13 protein-coding genes are annotated in these 14,145 nt (G+C 68.9%); 5 read left to right on the top strand and 8 right to left on the bottom strand.

The window, feature by feature from the left end:
• Positions 1–3: 3 nt before the first annotated feature.
• Positions 4–717, bottom strand: coding sequence for a DUF3581 family protein (locus FEF15_RS05880; RefSeq protein WP_163558227.1), 714 nt, complete (start codon positions 715–717; stop codon positions 4–6).
• Positions 718–910: 193 nt separating this feature from the next.
• On the opposite strand from FEF15_RS05880, the gene nhaD reads away from it, so the two are divergent.
• The gene (gene nhaD, locus FEF15_RS05885; RefSeq protein WP_163558228.1) at positions 911–2,395 is read left to right on the top strand and encodes a sodium:proton antiporter NhaD; all 1,485 of its coding nucleotides are present in this window, start codon (positions 911–913) and stop codon (positions 2,393–2,395) included.
• A 72-nt stretch (positions 2,396–2,467) separates the two neighbouring features.
• Here the strand turns inward: nhaD and FEF15_RS05890 are convergent, their stop codons facing one another.
• A complete protein-coding gene (locus tag FEF15_RS05890; protein WP_163558229.1) occupies positions 2,468–3,244 on the bottom strand; it encodes a trimeric intracellular cation channel family protein in 777 nt (258 codons plus the stop codon).
• Positions 3,245–3,263: 19 nt separating this feature from the next.
• A complete protein-coding gene (locus FEF15_RS05895; protein WP_240454082.1) occupies positions 3,264–3,854 on the bottom strand; it encodes an XRE family transcriptional regulator in 591 nt (196 codons plus the stop codon).
• Between the two features lie 193 nt (positions 3,855–4,047).
• Between FEF15_RS05895 and tdh the strand changes: the two genes are divergently transcribed.
• From tdh to FEF15_RS05915, 4 genes are read left to right on the top strand one after another with little or no spacing between them, the layout of a single operon-like run.
• Positions 4,048–5,073 carry an L-threonine 3-dehydrogenase gene (tdh, locus tag FEF15_RS05900; protein ID WP_163558230.1) on the top strand — a complete coding sequence of 342 codons (1,026 nt, stop codon included), beginning with the start codon at positions 4,048–4,050 and terminating at the stop codon, positions 5,071–5,073.
• A gap of 4 nt (positions 5,074–5,077) precedes the next feature.
• Complete coding sequence (gene kbl, locus FEF15_RS05905) at positions 5,078–6,268, top strand: glycine C-acetyltransferase (RefSeq protein WP_163558231.1); 1,191 nt, start codon at positions 5,078–5,080, stop codon at positions 6,266–6,268.
• 36 nt (positions 6,269–6,304) lie between these two features.
• Positions 6,305–6,805 carry an NfeD family protein gene (locus FEF15_RS05910; RefSeq protein WP_163558232.1) on the top strand — a complete coding sequence of 167 codons (501 nt, stop codon included), beginning with the start codon at positions 6,305–6,307 and terminating at the stop codon, positions 6,803–6,805.
• Between the two features lie 2 nt (positions 6,806–6,807).
• Positions 6,808–7,863, top strand: coding sequence for an SPFH domain-containing protein (locus FEF15_RS05915; protein WP_163558233.1), 1,056 nt, complete (start codon positions 6,808–6,810; stop codon positions 7,861–7,863).
• 55 nt (positions 7,864–7,918) lie between these two features.
• Here the strand turns inward: FEF15_RS05915 and astB are convergent, their stop codons facing one another.
• The 5 genes from astB to FEF15_RS05940 are packed head-to-tail and all read right to left on the bottom strand — an operon-like array spanning position 7,919 to position 14,144.
• Positions 7,919–9,280, bottom strand: a complete 1,362-nt coding sequence (gene astB / locus FEF15_RS05920; RefSeq protein ID WP_163558356.1) for an N-succinylarginine dihydrolase — start codon at positions 9,278–9,280, stop codon at positions 7,919–7,921.
• An 8-nt stretch (positions 9,281–9,288) separates the two neighbouring features.
• A complete protein-coding gene (gene astD / locus FEF15_RS05925; RefSeq protein WP_163558234.1) occupies positions 9,289–10,758 on the bottom strand; it encodes a succinylglutamate-semialdehyde dehydrogenase in 1,470 nt (489 codons plus the stop codon).
• The gene (astA, locus tag FEF15_RS05930; protein ID WP_163558235.1) at positions 10,755–11,804 is read right to left on the bottom strand and encodes an arginine N-succinyltransferase; all 1,050 of its coding nucleotides are present in this window, start codon (positions 11,802–11,804) and stop codon (positions 10,755–10,757) included. Before astA ends, astD begins: the two co-directional genes overlap by 4 nt.
• Positions 11,804–12,877, bottom strand: coding sequence for an arginine N-succinyltransferase (locus FEF15_RS05935; protein ID WP_163558236.1), 1,074 nt, complete (start codon positions 12,875–12,877; stop codon positions 11,804–11,806). The genes astA and FEF15_RS05935 overlap by 1 nt, the downstream gene beginning before the upstream one ends.
• Positions 12,878–12,929: 52 nt before the next feature.
• On the bottom strand, positions 12,930–14,144 hold the full coding sequence (locus FEF15_RS05940; RefSeq protein ID WP_163558237.1) for an aspartate aminotransferase family protein: 1,215 nt from the start codon (positions 14,142–14,144) through the stop codon (positions 12,930–12,932).
• Position 14,145: the final 1 nt, after the last annotated feature.

A 14,145-nucleotide genomic window follows, 5' to 3' on the forward strand; every position in this document is an offset into this window, starting at 1 on the left:
GGGTTAGACTCCCGCCTCGTAGGCCGCCTTGAGGCGATAGAACTCGGTGACCACCTCTTCCATGGCGGCGGGGTCGTAGTCGCACAGCCCACTCACCACCAGCTTCTTGGTACCGCTGCCCACGGTTTCGCCGGCGTCGGTGATGCGGAATTCCAGGCGCACGTCGCCGCGCTTGCCGTTGACCGCAAGCGACGAGTCGACGAGTTCCAGCGCCGGGCGTTCGAGGTCGAGCCGCTCCAGCGAGAAACCCATGCTGTCGTAGACCACCAGCGGGCGCCGGGGGTTGAACATCACCCCCTCGGCTTCCATCAGCGGCTTGAGCACGTGGGGAAAGTTCCTGCCCGAGAAGGCCACGTAGCGCCGGGTGAAGGCCTCGATCACGCCGGCGTCCGCGGTATGCTCGCCGCGACGCGCCACTTCCAGGTACCGCTTGCCGTCGTCATCGCTGACCTCGATGTGGGCGTCGTCGAGCGCCTCCAGGCGCAGCGGCACCTCGGCGCCCACCATGCTGCGGAAGCGAAAGTCCATGTGCCGGGAGAGCCCGAACCGCGACAGCACCAGGGCGAAGAGCAGGTCGCCCGGCACGCAGAAGCGTCGGGCGTCGGCGTCATGGATGGGATTGAAGTCGCCGGCGACTCGCTTGGCGAAATCGCTGGCCTGCCGTGCGGAGATACGAACCCGCGACGCCGTCCGCGTGTGGTAGGGATCGAGAAACATGCCTGGTCTTGCCTGCTCTGGAGTAAGTTAGCGCCCGGGGCCGGACGCCAGTACAAGGCCCGATGATGCCACAAATCACCACCGGACGTATCCATGACCCACTGCAGCAAAAAAGATGTTGCGCCGCAATATTATTGATATAATTAGGCCGCTTACTACCCCCCCCTCCCTCCCCTGACGGAATTCGGACTCCATGGCTACCCTGCGACGCTTCACTCCAGGCCATCGGCACCCTGCCCGATGGTCTTTTTGGTTCATCGCTCTCGTTCTCTCCCTGGGTCTCACCACGCCCCTCCATGCCGCCACCGGCCCGCTGGACCTGACCTCTTCGGCGGTCGGCGTGTTTGCCGTGGCGCTCTTCGTGCTCGCCTACCTGCTGGTGATGGCCGAAGAGAAGATCCACATGCGCAAGTCCAAGCCGGTGCTGGTCGCAGCCGGCATCATCTGGGCGTTGATCGGCTGGGTCTACGTGAATGCCGGTCTCTCGACCGAGTCCGAGCACGCTTTCCGCGAAACCCTGCTCGAGTTCACCGAGCTGATGCTCTTCCTGCTAGTGGCGATGACCTACATCAACGCCATGGAGGAACGGCGGGTGTTCGATGCCCTGCGCTCCTGGATGATCCGCAAGGGCTTCAGCTACAAGCAGCTGTTCTGGCTCACCGGTAGCCTTGCCTTCGTCATCTCGCCGGTGGCGGACAACCTCACCACGGCGCTGCTGATGTGTGCGGTGGTGACCAAGGTCGCCGAGGGCGACAAGCGCTTCATCAACCTGTGCTGCATCAACATCGTGGTGGCGGCCAACGCCGGCGGCGCCTTCAGTCCCTTCGGCGACATCACCACGCTCATGGTGTGGCAGGCCGGCATGGTGGAGTTCTACGAGTTCCTCTCGCTGTTCGTGCCCTCGCTGGTCAACTTCCTGATTCCGGCAGTGGTGATGAGCCTGTTCATCAACAACCGCAAGCCGGAAGGGGTCTACGAGGACGTCTGGCTCAAGCGCGGCGCACGCCGCATCATTGCCCTCTTCCTGCTCACCGTGGCCACGGCGGTAGCCGGCCATACCCTGCTCCACCTGCCCCCGGTGCTGGGCATGATGACCGGGCTTGGCTACCTGCAGTTCTTCGGTTTCTACCTGCGCCGCAGTCTGCCGCGCTCGCTGGAGCGCAAGCGCGTGCGCTACACCCGCCGCGGCGACTACAAGAAGCTCGAGCAGCTGGGCAGCGTGGTGCCCTTCGACGTCTTCACCCGGGTGGCGCGCGCCGAGTGGGATACCCTGCTGTTCTTCTACGGCGTGGTGATGTGCGTCGGCGGCCTGGGCTTCATGGGCTACCTGGCACTGGTGTCGGAACTGCTCTACACCCAGTCGGACGCCACCTGGGCCAACATCGCCCTGGGCCTGATCTCGGCGGTGGTCGACAACATCCCGGTGATGTTCGCGGTGCTCACCATGGAGCCCGAGATGTCCCACGGCCACTGGCTGCTGATCACCCTCACCGCCGGCGTCGGCGGCAGCCTGCTGTCGGTGGGCTCGGCCGCCGGCGTGGCGGTGATGGGCCAGTCGCGCGGCGCCTATACCTTCATGGGCCACCTGCGCTGGATGCCGGTGATCCTGCTCGGCTATATCGCCAGCATCGCCGTCCACCTGTGGCTCAATGCCGCCAGTTTCACGGTCATGCACTGAGCCTTTCTGCACTGCCCCACCCTCGCACCCGGCGGCCCTGCCGCCGGGTGCGCGCAAGCCTCCTTCCGATAGCTACCCTTGCGGCGTGCCGGAGCCTCGTCGCGGCTTGTCGGGGCGAATCATGCGCACGCGCACCTTGGGTCGCCCCGGCTCGGCCGGCGGCCGCGATGCCTCGCCGGCGTCATCGGGCGCCCCTTTCCGACCCGCCCCACGCGGCTCGACCGAGCGCGGTATCACCACCCAGGCGAAGGTCGGCAGGGCAAGCCGCCAATGGATCGCCGCCAGGCGCAGGCCCAGGGTCACCGCCAGCCCCGTCAGGATCGGCACCAGCGCGGGCGCGCCCAGGGTTTCGAGCACCACATACGCCATGCCGCCGGCGATCGACGCCGTGGCATACACCTCCTGCCTGAGCACCATGGGCACGCGACGCGCCAGCACGTCGCGCACCATGCCGCCGGCTACCCCGGTGAGCAGGCCCATGAGCACCGCCACGATACCCGGCGCCTCCAGCAGCAGCGCCTTGTGCGCACCGATCACCGTGAACAGTGCCAGGCCGAAAGCATCCGCCACCGGCAGAAAGCCCCGTGACAGGCGATGGATGTAGTGGAAGCCGAGGATCGACAGCGCCACCGTGGCCAGGATCACCCACAGGTAAGTGGGATCGCTGACCCAGAACACCGGCCGCACGCCCAGCACCAGGTCGCGCAGGGTGCCGCCCCCGATGCCGGTCACCGCCGCCAGCACCAGCATGCCGAAGGGGTCCATGCGCGAGCGGCAGGCGAGTATCACCCCCGACAGGGCGAAGACGATCACCCCCGCCATGTCCAGCCAGTAGACCAGCGCCGTCACTTACTCGCTCCTCCTTGCCTCACTGGTAGGTCACCACCAGAAAGCCCACCAGCTCGGTGTCGCCGGTGTTCTCGATGGTGTGCTCGAGGTCGGCATGGTAGTGGGCCGAGTCCCCCGGGCCGAGCTCGCAGCGGTTGTCGCCGGCCTGGATGCGCGCCCGCCCCTCGGTGACCGTCAAGAGCTCCCGGGTGCCCTCGAAGTGGGGAGCGCTCGCCAGCCGCGCCCGCGCCGCGAGGCGCACCTCGTAGAACTCCACGTTCTTCTCCAGGTGCAGCGGCGAGAGCGTGCGGATGCGGCACTCGCGGTCGTCGCGGAACAGCTGGCTGGCGTCGTCGCTGCGCACCACCTCGATGCGCGACGCTGCCCAGGGCTGGTCGACCAGCTCGCCGATGTTGAGCCCGAAGGCCTGGGCGATGCGCAGGGTGACGGCCAGGGTGGGATTGGCCCGCCCGCGCTCGATCTGGCTGAGCATGGAGCGACTCACCCCCGAGGCCGCCGCCAGCTGCTCCAGGGTGAGGCCGCGCTTCTTGCGCAGCTCGATCACCCGACTCGACAGCACCTGGCTGCCGGCATCGCCGACCGCCGGCCCCGTCGCCGTTGTGTCGTTCACGGCCACTCTCCTCTATACCGATACAAGGCAGCGACCCGGCCGCTGCCCGCAATATTCCATGATGAAGGAATTATTTCTTGAATGATGGAATGTTTCTGCGATACTGGAAGCTATTCCTTCATCCTAAACACATTGCCGTGAATTGCCAGGGGCCCGCCCCGGGAGCCATCGACACAGGCCGTCAGGAGGCAGCATGCAAGCACTGGTCAAGAGAGAGGCCGCACCGGGCCTCTGGCTGGAAGAGGTACCGATGCCCGAGATCGGCATCAACGACGTGCTGATCCGCGTCAAGCGCACCGCCATCTGCGGCACCGACATGCACATCTACCAGTGGGACAGCTGGGCGCAGAAGACCATCCCCGTGCCCATGGTGGTGGGACACGAGTTCGTCGGCGAGATCGTCGAGGTCGGCTCCAACGTCAACGACTTCCACCCCGGCCAGCTCGTCTCCGGCGAGGGCCACGTGGTGTGCGGGCGCTGTCGCAACTGCCTGGCCGGGCGTCGCCACCTGTGCGCCCACACCAGCGGCGTCGGGGTCAACCGCCCCGGCGCCTTCGCCGAATACGTGGCCCTGCCCATGTCCAACGTCTGGGAGCACCGCCCGGGCATCGACCTGGACGTCGCCGCGCTGTTCGACCCGCTGGGCAACGCCGTGCACACGGCCCTGCAGTACGATCTGCTGGGCGAGGACGTGCTGATCACCGGCGCCGGCCCCATCGGCGTGATGGCCGCGGCGGTATGCCGCCACGCCGGGGCGCGCCACGTGGTGGTCACCGACCTCAACCCCGGCCGCCTGGCCCTGGCCAGCCGCCTGGGGGCCTCCCGCACGGTGGACGTGCGCCACGAGAACCTGGCCGAGGTACAGCGCGAACTGGGCCTGGCCGAAGGCTTCGACGTGGGCCTGGAGATGTCCGGCAGCCCCGCTGCCTTCCGCGACATGCTCGCCAACCTGTGCCACGGCGGCAAGGTGGCCATGCTCGGCATCCCCACCGAGGCGATGCCCATCGACTGGCACACGGTGATCTTCAACATGCTGACGATCAAGGGCATCTACGGTCGCGAGATGTACGAGACCTGGTACAAGATGTCGGTGATGGTCGACTCCGGCCTCGACATCGCACCGGTGATCACCCACCGGCTACCCTACACCGAGTTCCAGCGGGGCTTCGACGCCATGCTGGCGGGCGAGGCCTGCAAGGTGGTCCTGAACTGGGAGTGACGACATGTACGGAGCCTTTCGACAGCACCTGCGCCACGAGCTCGACGCCATCGAGTCGGCCGGGCTGACCAAGCACGAACGCATCCTCACCACGGCGCAGGGCGCCCACGTCGGCCTGCCCGAGGGGCGCGAGGTGCTCAACCTCTGCGCCAACAACTACCTGGGGCTGGCGCAGCACCCCGATGTCGCCGCCGCGGCCCGCGAAGGCCTCGACCACTGGGGCTACGGCATGGCCTCGGTGCGCTTCATCTGCGGCACCCAGTCCCAGCACAAGCGCCTCGAGCAGGCCCTCAGCGACTTCCTGGGCACCGAGGACACCATCCTCTACCCCTCCTGCTTCGACGCCAACGGCGGGCTCTTCGAGACCCTGCTCGGCCCCGAGGACGCGGTGATCTCCGATGCGCTCAACCACGCCAGCATCATCGACGGCATCCGGCTCAGCAAGGCCAAGCGCTACCGCTATCGCAACCGCGACCTGGCCGACCTGGAGGCGCAGCTCAAGGCCGCCGACCGCGACGGCGCGCGCTTCAAGCTGATCACCAGCGACGGCGTCTTCTCCATGGACGGCTACATCGCCCCGCTCGACGCCATCTGCGACCTGGCCGAGCGCTACGGGGCACTGGTGCATTTCGACGATTGCCACGCCACCGGCTTTCTCGGCGCGGGCGGGCGCGGTACCCACGAGCACCGGGGCTGCATGGACCGGGTGGACATCACCACCGGCACCCTGGGCAAGGCACTGGGCGGGGCCAGCGGCGGCTACACCAGCGGCAAGCGCGAGATCATCGAGTTGTTGCGCCAGCGCTCGCGGCCGTACCTGTTCTCCAACACCGTGGCCCCGCCGGTGGTCGCCGGAGCGCTCAAGGCGGTGAAGCTTGCCGCCGAGTCGCACGAGCTACGCGACCGGCTTCACGACAACACTGTTTTCTTCCGCGAGGGGCTCGAGCGCCTGGGCTTCGAACTGCTGCCCGGCGAACACCCCATCGTGCCGGTGATGCTGCACGACGCCGCCCTGGCCAGCCGCTTCGCCGACGCCATGCTCGAGGAGGGCGTCTACGTGATCGCCTTCTCCTACCCGGTGGTGCCCAAGGGCCAGGCGCGCATCCGTACCCAGATGTCCGCCGCCTTCACTCGCGACGACCTGGAAGCGGCGCTGGCCGCCTTCGCGCGGGTCAAGGAAAAGCTGGGGGTGTGATAGGCTCGAGACCGACCTGATGAATGGAGCCTCTCCATGGAATGGACCCCTGCCCTGATCTGGCTGGCCCTCGCCCTGCTGCTGGGCCTCGCCGAGCTCACCTCCGGCGCCCTGGTGCTGCTAGCGCTGGCCATCGCCGCCACGCTCACCGCCGCCGTGGCGACCCTGGAGCTGTCGCTGGCCGGGCAGCTGCTGGCCATGGGAGCCTTCTCCGGCGTGCTGGTACCGCTCGCCGTGTGGAAGATCCGCCCCTGGTTCTCGCCACGCGGCGTGGCCTACGGCACCACCGGCAGCGGGGTTGAGAAGGGTCGGCGCTACACCACGCTGACGCGCGACTTCGACGGCGCCACGGGTATCAAGATCAACGGTGATTTCTACCGCCTGCGCGTGGCCGCCGACTCTGATGAAAAAAGCGGCGAGACCGTGCTGCCGGCAGGTACCCCAGTCATCTTCGAACGCTTCGACGGCACCACCGCCGTCGTCCGGCTTTCCCAGCCCGCGTCTCACCAGGACGCACCCCACGACAAGGAACAGTGACCATGAATGCGGACCTTCCCGTCAGCCCCGGGCTGATTCTCGCCCTGATCGTCGTCGTCATCGGCATCCTGATCATCGCCAAGGGCCTGGTGATCGTACGCCAGTCGGAGGTGATGGTGGTCGAACGCCTGGGGTCGTTCAATCGGCTGCTCGAGAGCGGCATCAACATCGTCATCCCCTTCATCGAGCAGCCCCGCGCCATCACCATGATCCGTTACCGCAAGATGGGCGATGACTATCACGCAATCACCAGCGACGAGATCCGCATCGACCGACGCGAGACGGTGATGGACTTCCCCGGCCAGCCGGTGGTGACCACGGACAACGTCACCGTGACCATCAACGGCGCCCTTTACTACCAGATCATCGATCCCAAGCGCGCCGTCTACGAAGTGGAGAACATGAGCCAGGCGGTGGAGGTGCTGGCCAAGACCACCCTGCGCTCGGTGGTCGGCAAGATGGAGCTCGACAAGCTGTTCGAGTCGCGCGCCGACGTCAACAACGAGATCCAGGCGGCCATGGAGGAGCCGGCCTCCAAGTGGGGGGTGAAGATCTCGCGGGTCGAGGTCCAGGACATCGCCATGCCCGGTGAGGTGGAGGAGGCGATGCGGCTGCAGATGGCCGCCGAGCGCAAGCGCCGCGCCACCGTCACCGAAGCCGAGGGCGAGAAGGCCGCCGCCATCGCCAAGGCCCAGGGCCAGCGCGAGTCGGCGATCCTCAACGCCCAGGGCGACAAGGAGTCCGCCATCCTGCGTGCCCAGGGCGAGCAGGAGTCGATCAAGCTGGTGCTCAACGCCATCGGCGACAGCGAAGAGAACAAGCGCACCGTGGTGGGCTACCTGCTGGGCCAGAGCTACATCAAGGCGCTGCCGACCCTGGCCCAGGAGGGCGAGCGCATCTTCGTGCCCTACGAGTCCTCGGCGCTGCTCGGCTCCATGGGCATGTTCCGCGAGCTGGCCGGCTCGCCGGAGGACCTGGTGGCGCAGCACCTGCGGCCGGATACCAACCGCAGCGGCCTGCGCGGTGGCGTGGTGGGCAGTGCGGCCAACGGCGGCTGACCAGGCCGCAAGCCGTCAGGCCGACTCCGCCCGCATTTCCCCGTTCTGGGGCCCCTCAGGCGCCGGCCATCTGAAACGGATAGACCGAGCCGATCTCGAGCAGCCGGCTGAGTTCGTCCAGGGCCGCCAGGCTCTCCGCGGCGAGCTGCGGGTCGGCGAGATCCTCCGGCGCCAGGCGGTCGCGGTAGTGGCGCTCCACCCAGGCGACGAGCTCGGCGTAGAGGGCGTCGTCGAGCAGCGCGTGGCCGGCGAGCGCGGCGCGCTCCCCACTTGAGAGCACCACGCGCAGGCGCAGGCAGGCGGGTCCGCCGCCGTTGCGCATGCTCTGCTTGACGTCCTGGACCACCACGTCGCCGATGGGGTTGTGACCCGCCAGCAGGTGATCCTGGAGGGTGCGCCACACGCTCTCGTTCTCCTGACACTCCCCCGGCACTACCAGGGTCATGCTGCCATCGGGGTTGGAGAGCAGCTGCGAGTTGAAGAGATAGGAGCTTACGGCATCGGCGAGGCTCACCGCCTCGGCGGGCACGCGCACCGGGATCAGCGGCGCGGTGAGCTTGTTGCGCAACTCGTCGAGGGTGCCCGGCTCGTCGAGGAAGGCCAGCTCGTGGTAGAGCAGCACCGGGCCATTGCCCACGGCGATGACGTCATTGTGGAAGACCCCGGCGTCGATGGCGTCCGGGTGCTGCTGGGCGAACACCGTCTGCAGCTCGCCAAGGCCGTGCTGGCGCGCCACCGCCTGGCTCGCCTCCAGGGTCTGGCGCGCCGGGTAGCGCTTCGGCGCCACGCTCGCCTCGCTCTCCCAGCCGAAGGCCTGGCGGCCGTAGACGTAGAGGTGTACCCCCGGTTCGCCATGGTCGGCGCACAGGCGGGTGTGGTTGGCCGCCCCCTCATCGGAGAAGGCCGGCGTAGCGGGCAGCGCCGGATGGTGTGCGAAGTGTGCCGGATCGCGAAAGATCGCCGCCAGCACCCGCGCCGTGGTGGCCGGCTCCAGGAAGCGGTGAAAGCTCGACTGCAGGTTGGCCGGCGTGACATGCAGGCGACGATCCGAGGCGTCACGGCTCGGCGTCAGCGTGGCGGCATTGGCCGTCCACATGCTCGAGGCGGAGCACACCGCGCGCAGGATCTGGGGCGCCTCGCCGGCGGCGCGCGCCAGCACCCGCTCGTCGCTGCCGGCAAAGCCCAGTGCGCGCAAGGCGCCGAGGTCCGGACGCTGCTGGGGCGGCAACACGCCCTGAGGGTAGCCCGCCTCCATCAGCGCCTTCATCTTGGCCAGCCCCTGCAAAGCTGCTTCCCTTGGGTTGGCGACCAGACCGCCATGGCTCATGGAAGCCACGTTGCCCAGCGCCAGGCCGGCGTAGTTGTGGGTCGGCCCCACCAGGCCGTCGAAGTTGACCTCGCGATAGTCGGTCTTCATGGGCTCGCTCACAGCCTGACTCCCGGCGGTAATTGATCGGGCAGATGGAGCACCTCGCTCTCCATGGAGGCGACCGGATAGGCGCAGTAGTCTGCCGCGTAATAGGCGCTGGGCCGGTGGTTGCCGCTTTCGCCCACCCCGCCGAAGGGGGCGTCGCCGGAGGCGCCGGTGGTCTGGCGGTTCCAGTTGACGATCCCGGCACGGATGCGCAGCAGGAAGTCGTCCCAGTCGGCCCGCTCCCCGCCGATCAGCCCGGCGGAGAGCCCGTAGCGGGTGTCGTTGGCCAGGCGCAGCGCCTCGTCCCAGTCGCGGTAGCGGTGCACCTTGAGCAGCGGGCCGAAGTGCTCCTCGTCGGGCACCGCCAGGCCGGTGACGTCGATCAGCGCCGGCAAGAGCAGGCTGGTGCCTTCCGCCAGGCGCTCCATGCGGGTGAGCACCGTGCCGCCCAGCGCCTCGAGGTCGTCCTGGGCGGCAAGCAGGCCATCGGCGGCCGTGGCGCTGACCAGCCCCGCGTAGAAGGGGGCGGGCTCCGCGAACTGGCCGGCCACGCGCAGCCCGGCGATGGCGTCGCTCAGGGCGTCGAGCAGGTGGTCACCCACCTGGCCCTCGGGCACGATCAGCCGACGGGCACAGGTGCAGCGCTGCCCGCCGGAGAGGAAGGCCGACTGCAGGATGGTCAGTACGGCCGCCGCCTGGTCGGGCACGTCCTTGACCACCAGGGGGTTGTTGCCGCCCATCTCCAGCGCCAGGATCTTGTCGAGCTGGCCAGCGAACTGGCGATGCAGCAGCCCGCCCACCTTGGCGCTGCCGGTGAACAGCAACCCATCGATGCCCGGGTCGGCAGAGAGCGCCTGGCCCACCGGCGCGGCCCCCTGCACCAGGTTGATCACCCCGTTCGGCAGCCCCGCCGCCTGCCAGCACTGCAGGGTCAGGTCGGCGGTCAGCGGCGTCTGCTCGCTGGGCTTGAACACCGCCGTGTTACCGGCGAGCAGCGCCGGGACGATATGCCCGTTGGGCAGGTGGCCGGGGAAGTTGTAGGGGCCGAACACCGCCATCACCCCGTGGGGGCAGTGGCGCAGGACCGCCGTCGCCTCGCCCAGGTCGCGCTGGCGCTCGCCGGTGCGCTCCTGGTAGGCGCGAATCGAGATCGCCACCTTGCCGATCATCGCCCCCACCTCGGTGCGCGCTTCCCACAGCGGCTTGCCGGTCTCCTGGGCAATGGCCGTGGCCAGCGTCTCCCGGCGGCTCTCCAGCACCTCGCGGAAGCGCTCCACCAGGGCCTGGCGCTCGGCGAAGGGCGTCCGCGCCCAGGCCGGGAAGGCGCCGCGGGCCGCCGCCACCGCCGCGTTCACCTGGGCCTCGCCGGCAGCCCCTCCCTGCCACAGCGTCTCGCCGGAGACGGGGTCGCGCTTGTCGAGAGCCGCTCCGTCGCCCGGCTGCCAGGTGCCGTCGATGAACAACTGCTGCATGGCCTTCATGCTGCCTCCTTGGTGTCCAGAATGCGCAGGGCGTCGCCCGGGGCGACCTCGAGGCGTGCCGCCTCCGTCTCGCTCAGGGTGAGTACATCGTCGGCGTCGGGGCCGCGACTTACCCAGGCGGCGCGAAAACGGGCCATGTCGGTGGTGGCCGCCAGCCAGCGCGGGCGCTCGGAGGCCGTCGAGGCGGTATTCGAGGTGACCTCCACGCGCACCCGCCGCGAGGCGCGCACCGCGCGCACGTCGTCGATGTAGGCTTCCACGGTGGGGCCGCCGTCGAAGATGTCGATGTAGCCCTCCCAACGCAGCCCCTCCTGCTTGAGCATGGCCAGTGCCGGGCGGGTCTGCTCGTGCACCTGGCCGATGCAGGCGCGCGCCGCCTCGGAGAGAAAGGGCGTGTAGATGGGAAACTTGGGCATCAGCTCGCCGATGAAGCTCTTCTGTCCCAGGCCGGTGAGCCGGTCGGCCTCATCGAAGTCGAGCGGAAAGAAGTGGCTGCCCAGGCACTCCCAGAAGGGACTCTTGCCGCGTTCGTCGAACAGTCCGCGCATCTCGGCGAGCACCTTGTCGGGGAAGCGGTCGCGGAACTCGGCCATGAACAGCCAGCGCACCTGGGAGAGCAGCGCGCCGTTGCGCTCGTGGCGGCGCTCGCCGCCGCGGTACTGGGGGCGCAGGAACAGCGAGGCCACCTCGGCGTCGCCGGTGTGATCGGAGCTCAGGAAGAGGGTGTCGATGGTGCGATGCAGGTCGAGCTGCACCGAGGAGTGGGCGAGCGTGCCCAGGCGGTAGTGGTAGAAGGGCACCTCGCGCCCCACCTGGCCCTCGATGGCGCAGCAGCCGGCCAGGGCACCGGTGTCTTCGTCCTCGAGCACGAAGAAGTAGTTGCGCCGGTCGACCGGGCGGTGCTCGGCGAAGGCGTCTTCCGTGGCGGCGATCTTGTCGGCGAGGAAGTCGCGGTTGTCGGGCAGCGAGGTGAAGCCCACGCCGGTCTCGCGGGCCAGCGCCTGCAGTTCGGCCAGGTCGCCCTGGGCAATGGGTCGAATGCGCATCACAGCTCCCCTTCATCGTAGCCCGGGTCGGGCTCATCGGTGCCCGGCAGCGCCAGCGGCGCGGCGAGCACCGCGCGACCCTCCTCCACGCCGAGCACGTCGGCGTGTTCCGGCGACAGCATCAGCTGCCCGGTGGGCGAACGGGCGTAGCGGGCCACCACGCAGCGGAAGTCGCTCAGCTGCTGGTTGGCGACCATGGCCGGCTCGGCATCGGGCAGGGTGTGGGCGGGGCGGATGCGCACCGGGTGCCAGGCCGCGCGCTGGAAGCTCGCCAGGCGCTCGAGCTCGCCCTTGATGATCGGGCCGGCATCGAAGAGGTCGACGTGCCGCGAGCGCAGAAAGCCCTCGGCGAGCATCTCGGCCAGGGCGCCTTCATGATCGGGATGCTCCCGGCCGATGGCGGCGCGGGCCTGGGGCGTGAGCAGCGCCAGGTAGAGGGGGAACTGCGGCATCACCTCGGCAATGAAACTCTTCGAACGCACCCCGGCCAGGTAGTTGATCTCGTGGTAGTCGCGGGCGAAGAAGTGGCGCCCCACGCTGTCCCAGAAGGGCGAGGCGCCCGCCTCGTCCAGGTAGCCGGGGAAGGCCATGGCGAGCAGCTCGGCGAAGCGCTCCGGGTACTGGGCGATGAACATCAGTCGCGCCCGGCGCAGCAGGCTCTCGGCGCTGGAGCCCTTGTAGCGGGCGTCCAGCGACAGCGCGCACAGCAGGCTCGCCTCCGACACCTCGTGGGAGAGCGCCAGGGTCTGCACCTCGCGGCGCACGTTGAGCTGCTGCGAGGCGTGGATCAGTGTCTCCTGACGATAGGTGTAGTAGGCCTCCTGGGCGCCGGCCTGGGCGCGCACGGTGGCGGTGCCCACCGCCTCGCCGCGCTCGCGGTCCTCGAGCACGAAGGTGTAGTGCTCGTCGCCAGGGAAATCGACCTCGCCGGCAAACGCCTGGCGCGAGCGGGCGATGCGCTCCTCGAGGCGGTCGCGGTGCGCCGGCAGGTTGGTGAGCCGCGGCGTGGCATTGCCGGCCAGGCGCTCCAGGGCCGGCAGGTCGGCCGGCCGGACAGGACGAACCACCATCATGGCAGGGTCTCCGAGGGGTGGCGGCGGGGCATCCGTCATGGCGCGGCGGCCCTCACTGCGCATCGACCAGCCGCGCCACGGCGCGCTCAAGGCGCGCCATGCCCGCGTCGATGTCCGCCTCGGGGATCACCAGCGAGGGCGCCAGGCGCAGTACGTTGGGCCCGGCGATCAGCGCCATCACACCCTCCTCGATGGCCAGCGGCAGGATGTCCTTGGCACGCCCCTCGTACTCGGGGGCCATCTCGGCACCGATCAGCAGCCCCATGCCGCGGATCTCGCGGAATACGCCGAACCGGGCATTGATGCGCTCCAGGTGCTCACGGAAGCGAGCATGGCGCCGCTTGACCCCGTCCAGCACCTCGGGCGTGTCGATATGCTCGATGGCGGCCAGCGCCACGGCCGAGGCCAGGGCGTTGCCGCCGTAAGTGGAGCCGTGGGTACCGAAGCCGAAGGCCGGGGCGACGCGGTCGGTGGTGAGCATGGCGCCCACCGGAAAGCCGCCGCCCAGCGCCTTGGCGCTGGTGAGGATGTCCGGGGTGACGCCGTACTGCTCGTGGGCGAAAAGCGTGCCGGTACGCCCCACGCCGGTCTGCACCTCGTCGAAGATCAGCAGGGCGTCGTGGGCATCGCACAGCGCGCGCAGCCCCTGGAGGAACGCCTGGGTGGCCGGCACGATGCCGCCCTCCCCCTGCATGGGCTCGACCACCACCGCGCAGGTGTCGTCATCGATCAGGTCGCGCACGCTGTCGAGGTCGTTGAACTCGCCATGGACGATGCCGCCGGGCACCGGCCCGAAGCCCTGGGCGTACTTGGGCTGGCCGCCGACGCTCACGGTGAACAGGGTACGGCCGTGGAAGGACTGCGAGAAGGAGACGATGCGATGCTTGTGCTCGCTGACGGTGTCGTGGGCCCAGCGCCGCGCCAGCTTCAGGGCCGCCTCGTTGGCCTCGCCGCCGGAGGAGCACAGGTAGACCTTGTCGGCGAAGCTGCGCTCGACCAGCGCACGCGCCAGCTTGAGTGCCGGCTCGTTGGTGTAGATGTTGGAGAGGTGCCACAGCCGGTTCGCCTGGGCGGTGAGCGCCTCGACCAGCACCGGGTGGCAGTGCCCCAGGGCGTTGACCGCGATGCCGCCGGCGAAATCGATGTACTCGCGCCCCTCCTGGTCCCACAGGCGGCTGCCCTCGCCGCGCACCGGTATGACCTGCTGCGGGGCATAGTTGGGCACCATGTAGCGATCGAAATCGGCGCGGGTCGGGGTCTGGCTCATG

It is taken from the genome of Halomonas sp. NO4, from assembly GCF_010994375.1.
Taxonomy (GTDB): Bacteria; Pseudomonadota; Gammaproteobacteria; order Pseudomonadales; family Halomonadaceae; genus Halomonas.